Annotated in this window: 18 protein-coding genes and 1 pseudogene; 10 read left to right on the plus strand and 9 right to left on the minus strand. The window is 60.2% G+C overall.

What is annotated here, in order from left to right; all coding sequences use genetic code 11:
* The first annotated feature begins 75 nt into the window (after positions 1 to 75).
* The 4 genes from ACA066_RS23735 to ACA066_RS23750 all read left to right on the plus strand — a co-directional run bounded on the left by ACA066_RS23735 (position 76) and on the right by ACA066_RS23750 (position 2,721).
* Positions 76 to 978 (plus strand): chemotaxis protein CheV, encoded by a 903-nt coding sequence (locus ACA066_RS23735; protein ID WP_145316602.1) that lies wholly within the window; start codon positions 76 to 78, stop codon positions 976 to 978.
* 26 nt (positions 979 to 1,004) lie between these two features.
* Positions 1,005 to 1,463 carry a GNAT family N-acetyltransferase gene (locus ACA066_RS23740; RefSeq protein WP_497699945.1) on the plus strand — a complete coding sequence of 153 codons (459 nt, stop codon included), beginning with the start codon at positions 1,005 to 1,007 and terminating at the stop codon, positions 1,461 to 1,463.
* A gap of 98 nt (positions 1,464 to 1,561) precedes the next feature.
* Positions 1,562 to 1,888, plus strand: coding sequence for a hypothetical protein (locus tag ACA066_RS23745; protein WP_497696875.1), 327 nt, complete (start codon positions 1,562 to 1,564; stop codon positions 1,886 to 1,888).
* A gap of 83 nt (positions 1,889 to 1,971) precedes the next feature.
* Positions 1,972 to 2,721, plus strand: coding sequence for a YkgJ family cysteine cluster protein (locus ACA066_RS23750; protein WP_497696876.1), 750 nt, complete (start codon positions 1,972 to 1,974; stop codon positions 2,719 to 2,721).
* Here the strand turns inward: ACA066_RS23750 and ACA066_RS23755 are convergent.
* The 5 genes and pseudogenes from ACA066_RS23755 to ACA066_RS23775 form a co-directional block, all read right to left on the minus strand.
* A complete protein-coding gene (locus ACA066_RS23755; RefSeq protein WP_497699946.1) occupies positions 2,718 to 3,764 on the minus strand; it encodes a methyl-accepting chemotaxis protein in 1,047 nt (348 codons plus the stop codon). The genes ACA066_RS23750 and ACA066_RS23755 overlap by 4 nt on opposite strands.
* A gap of 255 nt (positions 3,765 to 4,019) precedes the next feature.
* Positions 4,020 to 4,301: pseudogene (locus tag ACA066_RS23760) on the minus strand (PAS domain-containing protein); the annotation flags it as partial.
* Between the two features lie 153 nt (positions 4,302 to 4,454).
* Positions 4,455 to 4,712 (minus strand): hypothetical protein, encoded by a 258-nt coding sequence (locus ACA066_RS23765; protein ID WP_150633444.1) that lies wholly within the window; start codon positions 4,710 to 4,712, stop codon positions 4,455 to 4,457.
* 291 nt (positions 4,713 to 5,003) lie between these two features.
* Positions 5,004 to 5,189, minus strand: coding sequence for a hypothetical protein (locus tag ACA066_RS23770; RefSeq protein WP_497699981.1), 186 nt, complete (start codon positions 5,187 to 5,189; stop codon positions 5,004 to 5,006).
* Positions 5,152 to 5,781, minus strand: coding sequence for a nucleotidyltransferase domain-containing protein (locus ACA066_RS23775; protein ID WP_497696877.1), 630 nt, complete (start codon positions 5,779 to 5,781; stop codon positions 5,152 to 5,154). Before ACA066_RS23775 ends, ACA066_RS23770 begins: the two co-directional genes overlap by 38 nt.
* 191 nt (positions 5,782 to 5,972) lie before the next feature.
* On the opposite strand from ACA066_RS23775, the gene ACA066_RS23780 reads away from it, so the two are divergent.
* From ACA066_RS23780 to ACA066_RS23805, 6 genes are all read left to right on the plus strand, one after another.
* Positions 5,973 to 7,133, plus strand: a complete 1,161-nt coding sequence (locus tag ACA066_RS23780) for an efflux RND transporter periplasmic adaptor subunit (RefSeq protein ID WP_497696878.1) — start codon at positions 5,973 to 5,975, stop codon at positions 7,131 to 7,133.
* A complete protein-coding gene (locus ACA066_RS23785; protein WP_497696879.1) occupies positions 7,130 to 10,231 on the plus strand; it encodes a multidrug efflux RND transporter permease subunit in 3,102 nt (1,033 codons plus the stop codon). The genes ACA066_RS23780 and ACA066_RS23785 overlap by 4 nt, the downstream gene beginning before the upstream one ends.
* A gap of 9 nt (positions 10,232 to 10,240) precedes the next feature.
* A complete protein-coding gene (locus ACA066_RS23790; RefSeq protein ID WP_007916978.1) occupies positions 10,241 to 10,918 on the plus strand; it encodes a heavy metal response regulator transcription factor in 678 nt (225 codons plus the stop codon).
* Positions 10,908 to 12,272 (plus strand): heavy metal sensor histidine kinase, encoded by a 1,365-nt coding sequence (locus ACA066_RS23795; RefSeq protein ID WP_497696880.1) that lies wholly within the window; start codon positions 10,908 to 10,910, stop codon positions 12,270 to 12,272. Before ACA066_RS23790 ends, ACA066_RS23795 begins: the two co-directional genes overlap by 11 nt.
* A 314-nt stretch (positions 12,273 to 12,586) precedes the next feature.
* The gene (locus ACA066_RS23800; protein WP_497699947.1) at positions 12,587 to 12,811 is read left to right on the plus strand and encodes a hypothetical protein; all 225 of its coding nucleotides are present in this window, start codon (positions 12,587 to 12,589) and stop codon (positions 12,809 to 12,811) included.
* Positions 12,812 to 13,114: 303 nt separating this feature from the next.
* On the plus strand, positions 13,115 to 14,617 hold the full coding sequence (locus tag ACA066_RS23805; RefSeq protein ID WP_497696881.1) for a diguanylate cyclase: 1,503 nt from the start codon (positions 13,115 to 13,117) through the stop codon (positions 14,615 to 14,617).
* 179 nt (positions 14,618 to 14,796) lie between these two features.
* Here ACA066_RS23805 and lpxC read toward each other — a convergent pair whose 3' ends face one another.
* The 4 genes from lpxC to ACA066_RS23825 form a co-directional block, all read right to left on the minus strand.
* Positions 14,797 to 15,708 carry a UDP-3-O-acyl-N-acetylglucosamine deacetylase gene (gene lpxC / locus ACA066_RS23810; RefSeq protein WP_017340679.1) on the minus strand — a complete coding sequence of 304 codons (912 nt, stop codon included), beginning with the start codon at positions 15,706 to 15,708 and terminating at the stop codon, positions 14,797 to 14,799.
* 112 nt (positions 15,709 to 15,820) lie between these two features.
* A complete protein-coding gene (gene ftsZ / locus ACA066_RS23815) occupies positions 15,821 to 17,014 on the minus strand; it encodes a cell division protein FtsZ (RefSeq protein ID WP_017340680.1) in 1,194 nt (397 codons plus the stop codon).
* A gap of 106 nt (positions 17,015 to 17,120) precedes the next feature.
* Entirely contained in the window at positions 17,121 to 18,380 is a 1,260-nt protein-coding gene (ftsA, locus tag ACA066_RS23820) for a cell division protein FtsA (RefSeq protein WP_017340681.1), read from the minus strand.
* A 15-nt stretch (positions 18,381 to 18,395) separates the two neighbouring features.
* The gene (locus ACA066_RS23825; protein ID WP_497696882.1) at positions 18,396 to 19,265 is read right to left on the minus strand and encodes a cell division protein FtsQ/DivIB; all 870 of its coding nucleotides are present in this window, start codon (positions 19,263 to 19,265) and stop codon (positions 18,396 to 18,398) included.
* Between the last annotated feature and the right edge of the window lie 3 nt (positions 19,266 to 19,268).

Consider the following 19,268-nt stretch of genomic DNA (forward strand, 5'->3'; position numbering starts at 1 on the left):
CAAGTCGATAACCCGGCATCGATAGCTTTTGGCGACTTTCCATTCGCCCATCACCTTTTTCCACAGAAGGTTTTTATGTCCTCCACCAAAGCCCGCGCAGACTCACTTTCGCTTCTGCTGTTTACCTTGCGCAGCGGCAAGCTGATGGCGATCAACCTGCTCAAAGTCAGTGAAATCATCCCCTGCCCGCCACTGACCAAGCTGCCGGAGTCGCACCCCCACGTCAAAGGCATCGCCACCCTGCGCGGCGCGTCGTTATCAGTGATCGATCTCAGCCGCGCCATCGGCGAGCGGCCGCTGGAAGACCCGAACGGTGGCTGCCTGATCGTCACCGACGTCAGCCGCTCCAAACAGGGCCTGCACGTTCAAGCGGTGAGCAAGATCGTCCATTGCCTGACCACCGACATCCGTCCGCCGCCCTTCGGCTCCGGCGGTGTGCGCTCGTACATCACCGGTGTGACTTCGGTGGACGGCACGCTGGTGCAGGTGCTGGACATCGAAAAGGTCATCCACGGGATCGCCCCGGCGCAGATCGAAATGGCCCCGACCGAACTGAGCATGGAAGACGCCGAAGTACTCGGCAACGCGCGCATTCTGGTGGTCGATGACAGCCAGGTGGCCCTGCAGCAGTCGGTGCACACCCTGCGCAACCTCGGCCTGCAATGCCACACCGCGCGCAGCGCCAAGGAAGCCATTGATTGCCTGCTGGACCTGCAAGGCACCGCCCAGCAGATCAACCTGATTGTTTCGGACATCGAAATGTCGGAGATGGACGGCTACGCGTTCACCCGCACCCTGCGCGAAACCCCGGACTTCTCGCACCTGTATGTGCTGCTGCACACCTCGCTGGACAGCGCGATGAACAGCGAAAAGGCACGTCTGGCCGGCGCCAACGCGGTCTTGACCAAGTTCTCCTCGCCGGAGCTGACCAAGTGCCTGATCGAAGCGGCCAAGGCGGTCGCCGAACAGGGTCATTGAGTTTGAACGACGCCTTTTGTTTTCTGATGCGGCGCAACCTGGCTGAGGTTGCGCCCGCAATCACCTGGCCTCAGGGAATCGTCCTGCACGATTACCGCCCCGAACTGGCAGAAGCCGTTCATCGCCTGATGGCGCTGGGTTACCTGGAAGGTGGCGGTCGCGTACCGGCGCTGGATACCTGGCAACAGCGATTCGAGACCGATCCCGAGTACGATCCATCACTGTGTTTCATCGCTCTGGATTCCGACGGTATCGTTGGCGTGTGCCAGTGCTGGACCAGCGCCTACATCAAGAATCTGGTGGTGCATCCGCGCGCTCAGGGTCGGGGGTTGGGTCGGGCATTGCTGCTGAATGCATTCAACGTGTTTCAGCAGCGTCATGAAGGATTTGTGGATTTGAAGGTGCTGGAAGACAACGTTCGGGCGCAGCGGTTGTATGAAAGTTGCGGGATGTATGTGGTCCGCCGGGAAGCGGTTCCGGCCTGACACACCGACTTGCCCGCGAAGAGGCCGACACATTCAAACTAAAACCCTCAGGCATACTCCAAACCTTGGCCAACCCAACGCCCAAGGATGCCTGAACAATGAAAGCCACCACCCTCACCTTCCTCTGCCTCACCGCCCTCGCCACCCAAACCCAAGCCTCCACCCCTGAAGCCTGGGCCGCCTTCGACAAAGCCATGCTCGCCAGTTGCATCAAGACCAGCGGCCTGACAGACGCCTTCCCCGTCGGCAAAGCCGCACAGTTCGATGACCGGGTCGACTACACCGCCGTGCTCCTGCAAGGCCGGTACCCGCAAAAACACATGAAAGGCCAGCAAGGCACCGAGCTGTGCCTCTACAACAAAAAAAGCAAAACCGCCTACGTGACCGAATGGGACTCCATCCGCCTACCGGCCAAATCCAAGTGAATGGCGCATAACTTGCTTCGAAGCAGACCTTCGCGGTGGCATTCTGTCGCCATTTCGGGCCCAGACAGGCGACTGATCCTTCGATGAATACAACGTTTTCCTGCGTAGGTTGTGGCAAATGCTGCAATGACCACCACGTGCCCCTGACCCTGACAGAAGCCCGGATGTGGGCGGCCGACGGCGGTCAGGTGATCGTGCTGGTGGAAGGGTTCCTGGGTAATGGCCTGGGCCTGCCAGTGCAGCAACGCGAACATGCCGAACGCCGTTCGGTGATGGTGCAAAGCGGCGCGTCCGAAGCGTTCGTGGCAATCACGTTTGCGGCCTACAACGTCGGTCCCTGCCGGAATCTTGACGAAGACAACCTCTGCCGCATCTACGATCGCCGGCCGCTGGTGTGCCGTATCTATCCGATGGAAATCAATCCGCACATTCCCCTCAACACGACGATCAAGTCATGCCCGCCCGAATCGTGGGAGAAAGGACCGGATCTGATCGTCGGTGGTGAACTGGTCGATCAGGAACTCGCAGGACTTATCCAGCGCTCCCGTCAGGCGGATCGCGATGACATCCGCACCAAGGATGCGATTTGCGCGTTGCTGGGCATTCGGACTACAGCGCTCAAGGGCGACGGATTCACCGCGTACCTGCCGGACATGAGCGCATTTGCCACGGTCATCGACCAAGTGGCGCAACAACCGCTGACGGGCTCGAGCAGTGACTGGCAGTTCCACGTGTCCGGCGACGACATCGCCGGGCAAGTGTTGGCGGCCGGCGCAGAAGTGACCACCGAAACACCGCTCAACTACGCGTTCATTTCGTTGCGCGCGGCTTAACGGCGTTCTCGCCAGAACTCCTGCGCCAACTGCCGCAAGTCCCCCGCCAGCCCCGCCACGTCTTCGGAGTTGGCCTGGCTTTGCCGGCCCTCGCTCACCGTGACTTCGCAGGCGGAGCGAATGCTGCTGATGTTGCGGTTGATGTCTTCGCTGACCGTGCTCTGCTCTTCCACCGCTGAGGCGATTTGCAGGCTCATTTCGGTGATCTGATTGACCCGCCGACTGATCGCGTCCAGTGCGTCGGCGGCGCGCCGGGCCTGTTCGACGCTGTTTTCCACCTGCTCACTGCTTTGCTGCATCACCGCCACCGCGTCCCGCGTGCCGTTTTGCAGGGTGCTGATCATGCGCTGAATCTCGTTGGTCGATTGCTGGGTGCGTTGCGCCAGGCCCCGCACTTCGTCGGCCACCACCGCAAAACCGCGCCCGGCATCCCCAGCGCGCGCCGCCTCAATGGCCGCGTTGAGGGCCAGCAGATTGGTTTGCTCGGCGATGCTGCGAATGACTTCCAGCACCCCGGTGATCTCGCTGCTGTGCCCTTCCAGCTGATGAATCACCTCGGTGGCGTGCGCCAGCTCCTCGGCCAGACGCAAGACGGCGTGGCGACTCTCACTCACCAGTTGATGACCTTCGCGGGTTTCGCTGCCGGCCAGATCGGCCGCCTGGGAGGCTTGCTGTGCATGGCTGGCAACCTGAGCCACGCTGGCGGACATCTGATGAATCGCCGCCGCCACCTGATCGGTTTCAGCCTGCTGATCCAGCGTGCTGCTGTGACTGCTTTGCAAGTGCTCGACCAGTTCCGCCGCATGCCCGGCCAGGCGCTGCGACGCATCACCGATGCGCCCCACCACCGCGCCGATCTGCGCTTCGAGCATTTGGAAGGCAAACTCGATCTGGCCGAACTGATCCCGGCGGCCGGTGTAAATGCCCTGGCTCAACGGGTTGTCGGCAATCTGTCGGGCGCGCTCGGTGAGCGCTGTCAGCGGGCGCAACATCAGCCCGGTTCCGACCGCTGCCAACCCGCTGCCCACGACAAACGCCAGCATCCCGAACACGGCTGATGACGGGTTGAGCCACACCTCGACGCCCACCACACACGCCAGCGTCACACTGAACAGCGCCGCCACTTTGAGACCCGGCGCGAGCACAGGCAGGCGTTGCAACAGCGGCACCCGACCGTCGCGAAGGTTTGCGTAGGTTTTTTCGGCGGCGTCGATCTGCCGCGCCGAAGGCCGGGTCCGGACTGACTGATATTCCACGGTCTGACCGTTCTGCGTCACCGGTGTGGCGTAGGCGCTCACCCAATAGTGATCGCCATTTTTGCAGCGATTCTTCACCAGCCCCATCCACGAACGGCCACTTTTGAGGGTCTGCCACATATGCGCGAAAGCCGCTGCCGGCATGTCCGGGTGACGCAGCAGGTTGTGCGTCGAACCCAGCAATTCCTCACGGCTGTAGCCGCAGATTTTGATGAAGTCGTCGTTGGCGTAGGTAATCGCGCTGGTCAGATCAGTGGTCGAGAGGATGTTCGCATCAGCCGCAACGTCGACATTACGGCCGGTCACCGGGAGGTTGATCTTCATGGAAAGCGCGCTCGTTGTAGGGAAAGAGTCGGCAGGGCTGCTGACTCTAAGCGCACTGATTCCACAAACGTTGATCTGGCTCAGGATATGAGCACTTAGCCATCACCGCGATTGAAAACCGCGGCGGATGGCCAATGGCGGGGGGGTGGAAACTCAGCGCTTGCCCATCGAACGACGGGTGCCGGGAGGCGCTGCGCCGGGAGTCTTGGTGTGGCCGTTCTTGGCGCCGTTCTTGTACCACGGCTGGCTGGCGGATTTCGCGGCGGCCAGTTCACCCGGCTTGAACGGGAACTTGAATGCCGGGATCGCGGCTTTGGTTTCGCTGTCTGCGCTGGAGTCGACGCTGTCTGGCAGGTCTGCCTGGTCGTCGCTCAAGGCGTCGGCAACCGGCGGTTGTGTCGGGGAAGTCATGAAAGCTCCGGGTGATGCAATAGAGTCGGGCCCGGTCAGCGAGCCGCGAAAGGCGGCAGTATACCTCCCCACGCCCCTGTAGGAGCGAGCTTGCTCGCGAAAAACGTCCAGGCACCGCGTTCATCCAGGCAGCCTGCGGTATCGGTAACGTCCATCGCCGGCAAGCCGGTCTCGCACACAGTTGAATTGTGTCCTACATCAAATTTTCATTCGGTCATGATCCAGTGTGGGAGCGAGCCTGCTCCGGCGGCGTTCCGACGAAGGGGCCTGGGGGTAAAGTCAGACACGCTATCAGAGTCCGGTAAGCCGCTGTTTCACGCAGTTCAACAATTGCGATGCGCTGTCCAGCAACTGCGCCAACAACGCTTCATCCTCATCCATGTAACCTTCGTACTCCGCCAAATTGCGCCGCTCATGGCACAAGGCGAACAGTCCCCCACTACGTACCAGATTCTCCAGATTGTCGTTGCTGCCCATCCATGGACTCCAGAGGGTTTTCCCCCATCAAGTTGATTTTGTCCTGCTGCGCCACCCGCACGACAAAGCTGTTTTCAGCCGCCAGTTTTGCGCTCCAGTCGTTGGGGGTGTAAAGCGTTGGATTGAGGGTGCGACCCAATTGCTCTTCCATAGGCATGAGCCGCTCCATCACTTCACTGTAGTGCAGCCCCTCGCCGATCAACATCAGATCAATGTCACTGGATGCGTTTGCCTGATCCTTGGCAATGGAACCGTACACAAATGCCCAAATGATCTGCTCGGCAAATGGCTGCAGCGCCTGGCGCAGAGGCTCGGCGATGCCGAAGGTCTTGCGAGTGATGCCCAATAGTTCGGCATAAATCGGGCAATCGGGGTTGGTTTGATAATGGGTTTGGTTGCCCTGCCGGGTCATGGTCAACACGCCCGAGCGCTGTAACCGATCCAGCTCACGCATGAGACTGCCTTTTCCTACTTGAGCCCAGCGAGCAATTTCGTTGGCGTAGAAACTTTGGTCAGGTTTGCCAAACAACAGTCCCAGTACTTTTTGCTGAGTGCCTGTAAATAAAGCTTCGCTGAGGGAAAGGTTTTTCACAGTGACGACCAGAGAGTCCCAAAAAGGGAACGATAAGTCCCTTTTTGGGACTTATCAAGTCGGGAGAGCCACAAAGCCCAAACTGACAGCGCCGTCAGTTAGCAGTCACCTTCCTGACCGGCGAACAGGTTTATAAAGGGAGGTATAACTCTGACATAACTCCGTCCACCCAGCCCCGGCGCCCCACTCGCATGCGAATTCAGAAAAAACCCGCCTTGATCGCCGCTCTTCTGATTGTCCTGGCAGCGCTGGGCGCGTGGTATGCCACCAAACCCGTGACGGCCAAACTTGCCGCGCCCACGGCGATTCCGGTTCGGGTGGTGAACGTCGCCGAAAAAGACGTCCCTCGATACGTCAGCGGCATCGGCTCGGTGCTGTCACTGCACAGCGTGGTCGTGCGCCCGCAGATCGACGGCATCCTCACTAAAATCCTGGTCAAGGAAGGTCAGTTGGTGAATAAGGGGGACCTGCTGGCCACCATCGATGACCGCTCGATCCGCGCCAGCCTCGACCAGGCCCGCGCCCAACTCGGCGAAAGCCAGGCGCAGCTGCAAGTGGCGCTGGTGAACCTCAAGCGCTACAAACTGCTCAGCGTCGACGATGGCGTCTCCAAGCAGACCTACGACCAGCAACAAGCGCTGGTCAACCAGCTCAAGGCCACCGCCCAAGGCAATCAGGCTTCGATTGATGCCGCGCAGGTGCAGCTTTCCTACACGCAGATTCGCTCCCCGGTCAGCGGTCGCGTCGGTATTCGCACGGTGGACGAAGGCAACTTCCTGCGCATGACCGACACCCAGGGCTTGTTCACGGTGACCCAGATTGACCCGATCGCCGTGGAGTTTTCCCTGCCGCAGCAAATGCTGCCGACCTTGCAAGGCCTGATCAACGATCCGGAGCACGCTCAGGTAAAGGCCTACATCGGTGCCGACACCGACGGCGAAACCGGCAACCTGCTGGGCGAGGGTCACCTGACCCTGATCGACAACCAGATCAATGCCAACACCGGGACCATCCGCGCCAAGGCCGAATTCAACAACCCCGGGCAGAAACTCTGGCCGGGCCTGCTGGTGACGGTAAAGATTCAGACAGCATTGGATAAAGATGCGCTGGTGGTGCCGCCCACGGTCGTACAACGCGGGCTCGATCAACACTTCGTGTACCGGGTCAAGGGAGACAAGGTTGAAACCGTCCAGGTACAGATGGTCCATCAAGGCAGCGGCCAGGACATCATCAAAGGCGTGAAACCGGGCGACGTGCTGGTCAGCGACGGCCAATCACGGCTCAAACCGGGCTCGACCGTGCAGGTACTGACCGAGCCACCGCAAGTGGTCCAGTCGGAGTCGAAGCCATGAAGGGCCACGGCTCGGTTTCGGCGTGGTGCATCGATCATCCGGTGGCGACGATCCTGCTGACGTTTGCCCTGGTGTTGCTTGGTGTCATCGCCTTCCCACGTCTGCCGATTGCACCGCTGCCTGAAGCCGAATTCCCGACCATCCAGGTCGCCGCGCAACTCCCCGGCGCCAGCCCGGAAACCATGGCGTCGTCGGTGGCCACGCCGCTTGAAGTGCAATTCAGTGCCATCCCCGGCGTGACCCAGATGACCTCGAGCAGCGCCCTCGGCTCGACCAACCTGACCCTGCAATTCACCCTCGACAAAAGCATCGACACCGCCGCGCAGGAAGTTCAGGCCGCGATCAACACCGCCGCCGGCAAACTGCCCAAGGACATGCCGAACCTGCCGACGTGGCGCAAGGTCAACCCGGCCGATAGCCCGGTGCTGATTCTCAGCATCAACTCAACCTTGATGCCCGGTCCCGAACTCAGCGATCTGGTGGAAACCCTGCTGTCCCGTCAGATCAGTCAGATCGACGGCGTAGGCCAGATCAACATCACCGGCCAGCAACGTCCGGCGATTCGCGTTCAAGCCTCGGCGGACAAACTCGCGGCCATCGGCCTGACGCTGGCGGACATTCGCCTGGCCATTCAGCAAACCAGCCTCAACCTGGCCAAAGGCGCGCTGTACGGCGAGTCAAGTATCTCGACGCTGTCCACCAACGACCAATTATTCCACCCGGACGAATACAGCCAACTCATCGTTTCCTACAAGGACGGTGCGCCGGTTCACCTGAAGGATGTGGCGAAAGTCGTCAACGGTTCGGAAGATGCCTACGTGCAAGCCTGGGCCGGAGACAAGCCCGGGGTGAACCTGGTGATTTCCCGGCAGCCGGGCGCCAACATCGTTGAGACCGTGGACCGCATCCAGGCTGCCCTGCCTGGCCTCGAAGCCATGCTGCCGGCCTCGGTGCAGGTCAAGGTGCTGGTCGACCGGACCCAGACCATCCGCGCCTCGTTGCATGAAGTGGAAATCACCCTGCTGATCGCGATCATGCTGGTGGTCGCGGTGATGGCGCTGTTCCTGCGCCAATGGTCGGCGACGCTGATCGTGTCGGCGGTACTGGGTGTTTCGCTGGTCGCCAGTTTTGCCCTGATGTACATCATGGGGTTCAGCCTGAACAACCTGACGCTGGTGGCGATCGTGGTGGCCGTGGGGTTTGTGGTCGACGATGCGATTGTGGTGGTGGAGAACATTCACCGTCACCTTGAGGCCGGCGACGGCATGCGCGAGGCGGCGATCAAGGGCGCCGGCGAGATTGGTTTCACCGTGGTCTCGATCAGTTTTTCGCTGGTGGCGGCGTTCATCCCGTTGCTGTTCATGGGCGGCGTGGTCGGGCGGTTGTTCAAGGAATTCGCCCTGACGGCCACATCTACGATCATGATTTCAGTGGTGGTGTCGCTCACCCTGGCGCCGACGCTTGCGGCGCTGTTCATGCGAGTACCGGTGCATCACGCCCACAGCAAACCCACGTTCGGCGAACGCTTGCTGGCAGGCTACGAAAAACTGCTGCGTCGCGCCCTCGCCCATCAGAAATTGATGATCGGTGTGTTTGGGTTGTCTCTCGGTCTGGCCATTGCCGGTTACATCTTCATTCCGAAAGGTTTCTTCCCGGTCCAGGACACCGGTTTTGTCCTCGGCACCACCGAAGCAGCCGCCGACATTTCCTACCCCGACATGGTGAAAAAACACCTGGCGATGGCAGAAATCGTCGCGGCAGATCCGGCGGTCGCGGCGTTTTCCCACTCCGTCGGTGTCTCGGGCAGCAACCAGACCATCGCCAACGGCCGCTTCTGGATCTCCCTGAAAAAACGCGGTGACCGCGATGTTTCAGCCAGCCAGTTCATCGACCGGATTCGCCCACAACTGATGAAAGTGCCCGGCATCGTGCTCTATCTGCGCGCCGGTCAGGACATCAACCTCAGCTCCGGCCCGAGTCGGGCGCAATACCAATACGTGCTCAAGAGCAATGACGGCGCGACCCTCAGCACCTGGACCCAGCGCCTGACGGAAAAACTGCGCGCCAACCCGGCGTTCCGCGACATATCCAACGACCTGCAACTGGGCGGCAGCATCACGCACATCAGCATCGACCGCAGCGCCGCAGCGCGTTTCGGCCTGACCGCCAGTGATGTCGACGAAGCGCTGTACGACGCGTTCGGTCAGCGGCAGATCAACGAATTCCAGACCCAGATCAACCAGTACAACGTGATTCTGGAGCTGGACACCAAGCAACGCGGCAAGGCCGAAAGCCTCAATTATTTCTACCTGCGCTCGCCATTGAGCGGGGAAATGGTGCCACTGTCGGCGTTGGCGAAATTCGATGCACCGACCGTGGGTCCGCTATCCATCGCCCATGACGGCATGTTCCCGGCCGCCAACCTGTCGTTCAACCTGGCGCCCGGTGTGGCGTTGGGCGATGCGGTGATCATGCTCAATCAAGCCAAGGCTGAAATCGGCATGCCGGCGGCCATGAGCGGCAACTTCCAGGGCGCGGCCCAGGCGTTCCAGAGCTCGCTGGCCAGCCAGCCGTGGCTGATTCTGGCGGCGCTGGTGGCGGTGTACATCATTCTCGGCGTGCTCTATGAGAGCTTCGTGCATCCGCTGACCATCATCTCGACCCTGCCCTCGGCGGGGCTCGGGGCGGTGATCATGCTGTGGATTTGCGGCCAGGACTTTTCGATCATGGCGCTGATCGGGCTGGTGCTGCTGATCGGGATCGTGAAGAAAAACGGCATTCTGATGATCGACTTCGCCCTCGAAGCCCAGCGTAAAGGTGGCCTGCCACCGGAAGAAGCGATTTACCAGGCCTGTATCACCCGGTTCCGGCCGATCATCATGACCACCCTCGCCGCCCTGCTCGGCGCGCTGCCACTGATGCTCGGTTACGGCACCGGCGCCGAGTTGCGCCAGCCATTGGGGATTGCGGTGGTCGGCGGCTTGCTGGTGAGCCAGGCGCTGACGCTGTTCACCACTCCGGTCATATACTTGTGGCTTGAGCGGCTATTCCATCGGCCCAAACCAGCGCCCGTACTGGCGCTGGCGACCACAGACTGAGGCGGGGTCATGCGCGTTCTGATTATCGAAGACGAAGAAAAAACCGCGGACTATTTGCACCGCGGCCTGACGGAACAGGGTTACACCGTGGACCTGGCGCGGGACGGCGTTGAAGGCCTGCACCTGGCGCTGGAAAGCGACTACGCGGTGATCGTCCTCGACGTCATGCTGCCGGGCCTCGACGGCTTCGGCGTACTGCGCGCGTTGCGTGCGCGCAAACAAACCCCGGTGATCATGCTCACCGCCCGCGAGCGTGTCGAAGACCGCATCAAAGGCCTGCGCGACGGTGCCGACGATTACCTCGGCAAACCGTTTTCCTTCCTTGAACTGGTGGCGCGCCTGCAAGCGCTGACGCGGCGCAGCGGCGGTCATGAACCGGTGCAAGTGAGCATCGCCGACCTGTGGATAGATTTGATCAGCCGCAAGGCGACCCGCGCCGGCACTCGCCTGGACCTGACCGCCAAGGAGTTCTCGCTGCTCAGCGTGCTGGCCCGCCGGCAAGGGGAAATCCTCTCGAAAACAGCGATTGCGGAAATGGTCTGGGACATCAATTTCGACAGCGACGCCAACGTCGTCGAAGTCGCGATCAAACGCCTGCGCGCCAAGCTCGACGGGCCGTTCGACGAGAAACTGCTGCACACGATCCGTGGCATGGGTTATGTGCTGGAGAGCCGTGGTGTCCAGTAATTCGATTGCGCTGCGTCTCAGTGGAATGTTCACGCTGGTGGCGCTACTGGTGTTTCTGTTGATTGGCTGGGCGCTGTATCAACAGGTCGACAAGGGCCTGGGCTTGCTGCCCGAGGCCGAACTGGATGCGCGCTATAGCGTGCTTGAATCCTCAATCGGACGTTTTGGCACGCAGGAGCATTGGGTAAAGATCAACAACAAGCTCAAACTGCTTAGCGAAGAAGACAAGCGCATCAGTTTCTGGATTACCAGCAGCGATCCTCACTACGAATACGGCAACCTTACGCCGCAGATCCGCGCCTTCGCCGAAGGGCCGCTGGGCATGCGGGACTTGAAGCTATCGGATCAGCCCTCTCCCCTGAAAGTGCTGGTCACCCAGTTCCCGGCCAAGGATCAGCGGCCACCCCTGCGTTTCATGATCGGTATCGACACCGAGACGTTTCTTCAGACCCAGCATCATCTGCTGATTGCCCTGATCAGCCTGGCGATCATCGGTGTGTTACTGGCCTCGGCCCTCGGCTACTGGGTGGCGCGAATCGGTCTCAAGCCGCTGATCAAGTTGTCGCAGGAAGCCCAGCGACTGGCGCCGCCGTTGCGTTCCGGGCGCTTGCGTCTGTCGTCGCTGCCACCGGAACTCAATCAGTTCGTCAACTCGTTCAACTCCACGCTGGAGCGAGTCGAACAGGCCTACTCGCGGCTTGAGTCGTTCAATGCCGATGTCGCCCACGAATTGCGCTCGCCGCTGACCAACCTGATCGGCCAGACCCAGGTGGCGCTGACGCGTGGGCGCTCGGCCGAACACTACTTCGAAGTGCTGCAATCGAACCTCGAAGAGCTGGAGCGGCTGCGCTCGATCATCAACGACATGCTGTTCCTCGCCAGTGCCGATCAGGGCAGCAAGGCGACCAAACTGACGTCCACCTCGTTGGCCGATGAAGTGGCGACGACGCTGGAGTATCTGGATTTCATTCTTGAAGATGCGCAGGTTCAGGTGCAGGTCAGTGGTGATGCGCAGGTGCGGATCGAGATTGCGCATCTGCGTCGGGCGCTGATCAATTTGCTCAGCAACGCGGTGCAACACACCGAGCCCGGTCAGGTGATCCAGGTGCGGATCGAGGTCGAGGAGCATCAGGTCAGCATCGGCGTCGCCAACCCCGGCTCGCCGATTGCCAGCGAGCATTTGCCGCGGTTGTTTGAGCGCTTTTATCGGGTCGATGCGTCGCGCAGCAACAGTGGCAATAACCACGGTCTGGGGTTGGCGATCGTCAAGGCGATTGCGCTGATGCATGGCGGCGATGTGTTTGTGCGCAGTGACCACGGCATGAATACCTTCGGCATTCACCTTCCCGTTTAACCCAGACCGGTCCCCTGTGGTGAGAGGACTCTGTGGCGAAGGGACTCTGTGGCGAGGGGACTTGTCCCCGTTGGGCTGCGAAGCGGCCCCAAAAATCTACAGTGTTACCGAAATCTTGCCAGTGCCACGCACTGGAACGGGGACAAGTCCCCTCGCCACAGAAGCCCCCCTCGCCACAGGATTTTGTTCGCTCCGGGCACCTACTGTTGCTTTCACCGCAACAGTCCTTTCTTGAATTGGCTCTGTTTCTCATCGGCCAAGATCCTTATCTTTGCCGCACCAAACAGCACTTGCCAAGCAAGAAGGTTTTAAAGATGTCCAACACCATGGGTATTGCCAGCGCTTTCGTTTTGTCCTCTTTGTTCCTCTCCCCGTTCGCCGTCGCTGAAGAGTCGCAGACTTTCGTCGCGCACAATGCCGCGCGTGCTGTAGCGTTGGAAGAGTATCAGAGCGAAATGACGGCCAAGGCTCAAGACGCTGCGCAAACCCCTCAAGCGTCTGCCACTCAGGCCCAGCCGCGGGTCGAGAAAGATAGCTGATCGAAATATCACTCTGTTTCCCTCGACACTTTTCATCGGCTCTTCCTGTTGAAAAGTTGTCTTCAAAGCCGCTGCTGTCAGCGGCTTTTTTTGTTTCCATGTCCATTGATCATTACATCGACTGCAACGATGCTCAGGCAGTCGAGAATACCGGGCACCGTTTATTTTCGGCGCGCTGGTTCAGGACTCCGAGGAATACCGGGTGATCGTCGACTACCCGCTCAATGTCTTCTAAGCTTGGGTAAGTAAAGGCCAGCGCGTTTTGCTGGCCTTTTTTTTGCTCCTCAAGCAGACATCCTCCCCATGCCCGCGAGCCGCCCCAGACACGCTTCAGGCAAGACCGGTCGCCCGGAGCTCATGGTGATCCTCGGCAGCTCCCTGACCGTTATCGCGATCATCAGCATCGTCACTTTCCTGTTGATCCGCGAACACGCCAACGCCCAGCAGGCCGCTACCCGCAGCGCCACCACGATTGCGCAACTGATCGACGCCGACGTGCTGCGCACGGTCGAACTCTACGACCTGACCCTGCAAGGCCTGATTGCCGCTTCGCAGCGGGACGACTTGAAACAGGTTTCGGCGCAGATCCGCCATCTGGTGCTGTTCGACCGCTCTACCACGGCGCGCTTCAAGGGCGACATTCTGCTGCTGGACAAGCATGGCGAGGTGATTGCAGACTCCTCGCTGATCGAACCCAAGCCCGGCAACTTTGCCGATCGCGATTATTTCCTCGCACATGCCTTCAACCGCGACACCGGCATGTTCATCAGCCGACCGTTCAAACCCCGTTGCGATTGCGAGGACAGCGATGAATGGCGAATCAGCTTCAGCCGCCGCATCTCATCGGCTACGGGTGAGTTCCTCGGGGTTGCCGTCGCTTCGATGCGCCTGGGCTACTTCGATCAATTGTTCAACAGCCTGAACATCGGGGCCGGCAGCGCGCTGTCCATCATCAACGACGACGGCATATTGCTGGCGCAGAAGCCTCATCTGGTCAATGACTCGATCGGCAAAAGCTTCGCCAATCGCCCTAATGTCCAGCGCATCCTGCGCGAACACAGCGGCAGCTTTGACAGCGTGTCGAGCGTCGACCGTGAGCAACGCCTGTATACCTTTACCAGGGTCGGAAACCTGCCATTGACGGTGATCGTCGCGCTCTCGGGCAACGACGTGTTTGCCGCCTGGGAACGCACGGCGATTGTGATCAGCGGCGCTACCGGCGTGTTGTGCATCGGCCTGCTGTGGCTGACCTGGCTGCTGTGCCGGGAGTTACGTCTGCGCCACAACGCCGAGCAGGAACTGGCACAGCTGGCCGCCACCGATGCCTTGACCGGCGTGGCCAACCGCAGAACGCTCGATCAAACCCTGCGCCATGAGTGGTTTCGCGCCCAACGGTCGGGTAAACCGCTGTCGGTGCTGATGATCGATGCCGACCACTTCAAGGCTTTCAATGATCAACATGGCCACCAGGCCGGCGACGATGCGCTACGCGCACTGGCCAAGGTGATCGCCGAGAACGTAAGGCGACCGGCGGATCTGGTCGCCCGGTACGGTGGGGAGGAGTTTTCGGTGATCCTGGCGGAAACGGACAGCGCGGGGGCGCAGCAGATTGCCGAACACATCCGCGTTGCCGTGGAGCAACTGCCGTTTGTGGCGGGCGTTGAATCGCCGATTACTGTCAGTATAGGCATCAGCACCTGGACCTCGACCACCGATGGCAGCCTTGAGCAGTTGCTGTTTGCGGCGGACAAGGCGCTGTATCAGGCGAAGGAAGGCGGACGGAATCGGGTGGTGGCTACGCAGTGAGATCTTCGGTGTGGCGGCCGGCCTCTTCGCGGGCAAGCCTCGCTCCTACAGGATTTCGATAATCCTTGTAGGAGCGAGGCTTGCCCGCGAAGGCGTCAGAACAAACACCGCATCACTTTCCCACAGACATAAAAAAAGGCCACCCGAAGGCAGCCTTTAAAAACTAGAGAGGTTTTTACTTACACCGCCGCAACCGGACGCATGTAAGAGATCGGTGCAGTGCTGGCGTCTTCGAAAGTCACGACTTCCCAAGCATCTGTCTGCTCAATCAACTTGCGCAGCAGCTGGTTGTTCAATGCATGTCCGGACTTGAAGCCCTTGAACTCACCAATCAGGCTATTGCCCAGCAGGTAGAGGTCACCAATTGCATCGAGGATCTTGTGCTTCACGAATTCGTCTTCATAGCGAAGGCCGTCTTCGTTCAGTACACCATCCGCGTCGACCACAATAGCGTTTTCAACGCTGCCGCCGAGTGCGAGGTTGTGCTTGCGCAGGTACTCGATGTCACTCATGAAACCAAAGGTACGGGCGCGGCTGACTTCTTTTACGAACGAAGTGCTGGAAAAATCCACGCTTGCACTTTGTGTGCGGTTACGGAAAACCGGGTGATCGAAATCGATCTCGAAACTCACCTTGAAGCCTTCGAAAGGGACGAAAGTGGCGCGCTTGTCGCCGTCTTCCACTGTCACTTCCCGCAGGATCCGGATGAACTTCTTCGGTGCGTCCTGTTCTTCCAGGCCGGCCGATTGAATCAGGAATACGAAAGGTCCAGCGCTGCCATCCATGATCGGGACTTCGGACGCGGAGAGCTCGACGTAGGCGTTATCGATGCCCAGGCCAGCCATGGCCGAGAGCAAGTGCTCCACCGTATCCACTTTGGTGTCACCACTGACCAGCGTGGTCGACATCGTGGTTTCACCAACGTTTTCCGCGCGGGCAGGAATCTGCACCACAGGGTCGAGATCGGCACGACAAAACACAATGCCGGTGTCGATAGGTGCGGGCTTGAGGGTCAGGTATACCTTCTCCCCGGAGTGCAGGCCTACACCTGTGGCACGGATAATATTTTTCAGTGTGCGTTGTTTAATCATGGCTTGGGCCGCTTCAGCGCAAATTGCGAACTGGTATCAACAAAGGCTGGCGATGATAGCAGACCAGACCTTTGCTGAACACCAATCACCTTCATAGCCCTGATACATTCCATTAATCGGCCTGACGACGCAGGAAAGCCGGGATGTCCAGGTAGTCCAGATCATCTTGCGGATTCATCTTCGCGGCAGTCGCAGCACCGGCCTGAGCCTGGTTGCGCATGACGGTCGGACGGTCCAGATCACGGTAGTTCACCGCTGGCGCTTCCTGACGAGCGGGAGCCGATTGTTGCGGCTGCGACGCCATGGAGGTGTGAACGGTGTTGTCGATGACCTTCACAGGCTTCTCGATTTTCGCGCCCAGACCAGTAGCAACCACAGTCACGTGCAGCTCGTCGCGCATGTCCGGATCGATAACGGTACCGACCTTGACCATCGCGTGCTCGGAAGCAAAGGCTTCGATGATGCTACCCACGTCGGAGTACTCACCCAGGGACAGGTCAGGACCGGCGGTGATGTTCACCAGGATGCCGCGTGCACCTTGCAGGTTCACGTCTTCGAGCAACGGGTTGCGAATGGCCGCTTCGGTGGCCTCGCGTGCACGGTTCGGACCGCTGGCGCAGCCAGTGCCCATCATCGCCATGCCCATTTCGCTCATCACGGTCCGTACGTCGGCAAAGTCGACGTTGATCATGCCCGGACGCTTGATGATGTCGGAGATACCGCGAACGGCACCGGCCAGTACATCGTCAGCCTTGGCGAAAGCCGACAGCAGGCTGGCGTCTTTGCCGAGGATGGTCAGCAGCTTCTCGTTGGGAATGGTGATCAGCGAGTCGACGCTTTCGGACAGCAGACGAATACCTTCGTCGGCGATCTGCATGCGCTTGCGACCTTCGAACGGGAACGGACGGGTCACCACCGCAACGGTGAGGATCCCCATTTCCTTGGCCACTTCAGCGATGATCGGCGCAGCACCGGTACCGGTGCCACCGCCCATGCCGGTGGTGATGAACACCATGTTGGTGCCCTGCAGGACTTCGGCAATGCGCTCACGATCTTCGAGAGCGGCCTGACGACCTACTTCAGGGTTGGCGCCAGCGCCGAGACCTTTGGTCACGCCGGTGCCCAGTTGCAGGATGGTCCGAGCGCCAATGCTCTTCAGCGCCTGGGCATCAGTGTTGGCGCAGATGAATTCAACGCCTTCAATGTTGCTCTTGACCATGTGATTGACAGCGTTGCCGCCGCCTCCGCCAACACCGATAACCTTAATGACCGGGCTTGCGGGGATGTTGTCTACGAGTTCGAACATTTTCCCTCTCCTTTGATTCTCTAGTTTTTTCGCCTACTGCTTTTACTGCTTGTCGCTTTTACTGCTTGCTCTTGCGGCTTGTAGCTTGCCGCTTGAAACTGCTTCGTCAGAAGTTGCCTTGTACCCAGCTCTTGATGCGATCGATCAAGGCGGCTTTCGGCTCTTCATTGCTGTAGCTGTCGCGGCTGCTGATGCCCGAGAACGAAATCCCGTCGGACTGCTTTTGCAGGCCGTACATCAACAGGCCAACGCCGGTGGAATAAATCGGGTTGCGCACCACGTCGTCCAGACCCTTGACGCCATGGGGCACGCCCAGGCGAACCGGCATGTGGAAGATCTCCTCGGCCAGTTCGACCGCGCCTTCCATCTTCGAAGTACCACCGGTCAGCACGATGCCGGCCGGGATCAGGTCTTCGTAGCCGCTGCGACGCAGTTCGGCCTGGATCAGCGTGAACAGCTCGTCGTAACGCGGCTCGACCACTTCGGCCAGGGCCTGGCGGGACAGCTCGCGCGGTGGACGGTCGCCAACGCTTGGCACCTTGATGGTTTCACCGGCACCGGCCAGTTTGGCCAGGGCGCAGGCGTAGCGGATCTTGATTTCTTCGGCGTACTGGGTCGGGGTGCGCAACGCCATGGCGATGTCGTTGGTCACCTGATCGCCCGCAATCGGGATCACTGCGGTATGACGGATCGCGCCTTCGGTGAAGATCGCGATGTCGGTGGTGCCGCCACCGATGTCCACCAGGCACACGCCCAGCTCTTTCTCGTCGTCGGTCAATACCGAGTAGGCCGAGGCCAGTTGCTCGAGAATGATGTCGTCGATTTCCAGACCGCAGCGGCGCACGCATTTTTCAATGTTCTGTGCGGCATTGACGGCGCAGGTGACCACGTGGACCTTGGCTTCCAGACGTACGCCGGACATGCCCAGGGGTTCACGAACGCCTTCCTGGTTATCGATCACGTAATCCTGCGGCAGGGTATGCAGCACGCGCTGGTCCGCCGGGATCGCCACGGCCTGGGCGGCGTCGAGGACGCGTTCAAGGTCGGCGGAGCTGACTTCGCGATCACGAATCGCCACGATGCCGTGGGAGTTCAGGCTGCGGATGTGATTGCCCGCCACGCCGACGAACGCCGAGTGGATCCGGCAACCGGCCATCAGCTGCGCTTCTTCGATGGCGCGCTGGATCGACTGCACGGTGGACTCGATGTTCACCACCACGCCTTTCTTCAGGCCGCGGGACGGATGAGTGCCGATCCCGACGATTTCCAGCGTGCCGTCGTCCGAGACCTCGCCTACCAGCGCCACCACCTTGGAGGTGCCGATATCGAGACCGACGATCATTTTGCCGCTTTGCACGTTTGCCATGGGTCCTGCCTCTTCTTAATTCTTCGCGACAGCGGGTTGGGCTATCGTGGGCGCTACAGGTTCCCGCCAGCCAACAGCGAGGCCGTTGGCGTAGCGCAGATCGATGCGCGCAATGTTCGTAATCTGTTCTTTAAGCGTCTTGTCGTAGATGGCTATGAAGCGGCGCATCCTTTCCACCAGCTTGCCGCGGCCCAGTAGCAGTTCGATTCCCGGGCCTGAACTACCGGCGCCGGTGGTCAGGAACCAGCTGCCCCGTTCACGCAACTCCAGGCGTGCAATCGAGAAGCCCAACGGCCTGAGCATCTGGCTCAGCACCTGGTATTGCTGCATCACTTGCTGCTGAGCCCGTTGTGGGCCGAACAACTGTGGCAAGTGTTCGTAGTTCGCCAGCTCACGCGGGGTGAACGCCTGACCCTGGTTGTTCAATAGCGATTCGTCGCCCCAGCGGGCCACCGGCAGTTGTTCTTCCAGGCGGATCACCACTTGATCCGGCCACACCCGACGCACTTCGGCGTGGGCAATCCAGGGCATCTGTTCCAGCTCGGTGCGCATGCTCGCCAGGTCGATGGTGAAGAAGCTCGACGCCACGTACGGGGCGATCCGCTGCTGCACCGCTTGCTGGCTGATGTAGCTCAGGTCGCCCTGCACCGCGACCTTGGTGATCGGCCGGTCGGCGTACGGCAACAAACGCTGCGCGCCTTCGTAAGTACCGAACCCCACCGCCACTAACATCACCGGCCAGAACAAAGCTTTGAGAAAACCAAAATTGGCTTTCGGCAGGCGCGCGGACATCGGCTCTTTCGCCACCATTCGGCTGGCACCCCGTGGCACCGGCTTGCGGCCGGGTGCTGGTGGGGGCTGATGTCTTAGCTGTGCGCCTTGCATGGT

The sequence above is a fragment of the Pseudomonas sp. LBUM1651 genome (genome assembly GCF_059716135.1).

Bases quoted from the DNA above. Each gene is read 5' to 3' on its own strand.
- ACA066_RS23735 (WP_145316602.1), top strand. From the start codon at position 76: ATGTCCTCCACCAAAGCCCGCGCAGACTCACTTTCGCTTCTGCTGTTT.
- ACA066_RS23740 (WP_497699945.1), top strand. From the start codon at position 1,005: ATGCGGCGCAACCTGGCTGAGGTTGCGCCCGCAATCACCTGGCCTCAG.
- ACA066_RS23745 (WP_497696875.1), top strand. From the start codon at position 1,562: ATGAAAGCCACCACCCTCACCTTCCTCTGCCTCACCGCCCTCGCCACC.
- ACA066_RS23750 (WP_497696876.1), top strand. From the start codon at position 1,972: ATGAATACAACGTTTTCCTGCGTAGGTTGTGGCAAATGCTGCAATGAC.
- ACA066_RS23755 (WP_497699946.1), bottom strand. From the start codon at position 3,764: ATGCTGGCGTTTGTCGTGGGCAGCGGGTTGGCAGCGGTCGGAACCGGG.
- ACA066_RS23765 (WP_150633444.1), bottom strand. From the start codon at position 4,712: ATGACTTCCCCGACACAACCGCCGGTTGCCGACGCCTTGAGCGACGAC.
- ACA066_RS23770 (WP_497699981.1), bottom strand. From the start codon at position 5,189: ATGGGCAGCAACGACAATCTGGAGAATCTGGTACGTAGTGGGGGACTG.
- ACA066_RS23780 (WP_497696878.1), top strand. From the start codon at position 5,973: ATGCGAATTCAGAAAAAACCCGCCTTGATCGCCGCTCTTCTGATTGTC.
- ACA066_RS23785 (WP_497696879.1), top strand. From the start codon at position 7,130: ATGAAGGGCCACGGCTCGGTTTCGGCGTGGTGCATCGATCATCCGGTG.
- ACA066_RS23790 (WP_007916978.1), top strand. From the start codon at position 10,241: ATGCGCGTTCTGATTATCGAAGACGAAGAAAAAACCGCGGACTATTTG.
- ACA066_RS23800 (WP_497699947.1), top strand. From the start codon at position 12,587: ATGTCCAACACCATGGGTATTGCCAGCGCTTTCGTTTTGTCCTCTTTG.
- ACA066_RS23805 (WP_497696881.1), top strand. From the start codon at position 13,115: ATGCCCGCGAGCCGCCCCAGACACGCTTCAGGCAAGACCGGTCGCCCG.
- lpxC (WP_017340679.1), bottom strand. From the start codon at position 15,708: ATGATTAAACAACGCACACTGAAAAATATTATCCGTGCCACAGGTGTA.
- ftsZ (WP_017340680.1), bottom strand. From the start codon at position 17,014: ATGTTCGAACTCGTAGACAACATCCCCGCAAGCCCGGTCATTAAGGTT.
- ftsA (WP_017340681.1), bottom strand. From the start codon at position 18,380: ATGGCAAACGTGCAAAGCGGCAAAATGATCGTCGGTCTCGATATCGGC.
- ACA066_RS23825 (WP_497696882.1), bottom strand. From the start codon at position 19,265: ATGCAAGGCGCACAGCTAAGACATCAGCCCCCACCAGCACCCGGCCGC.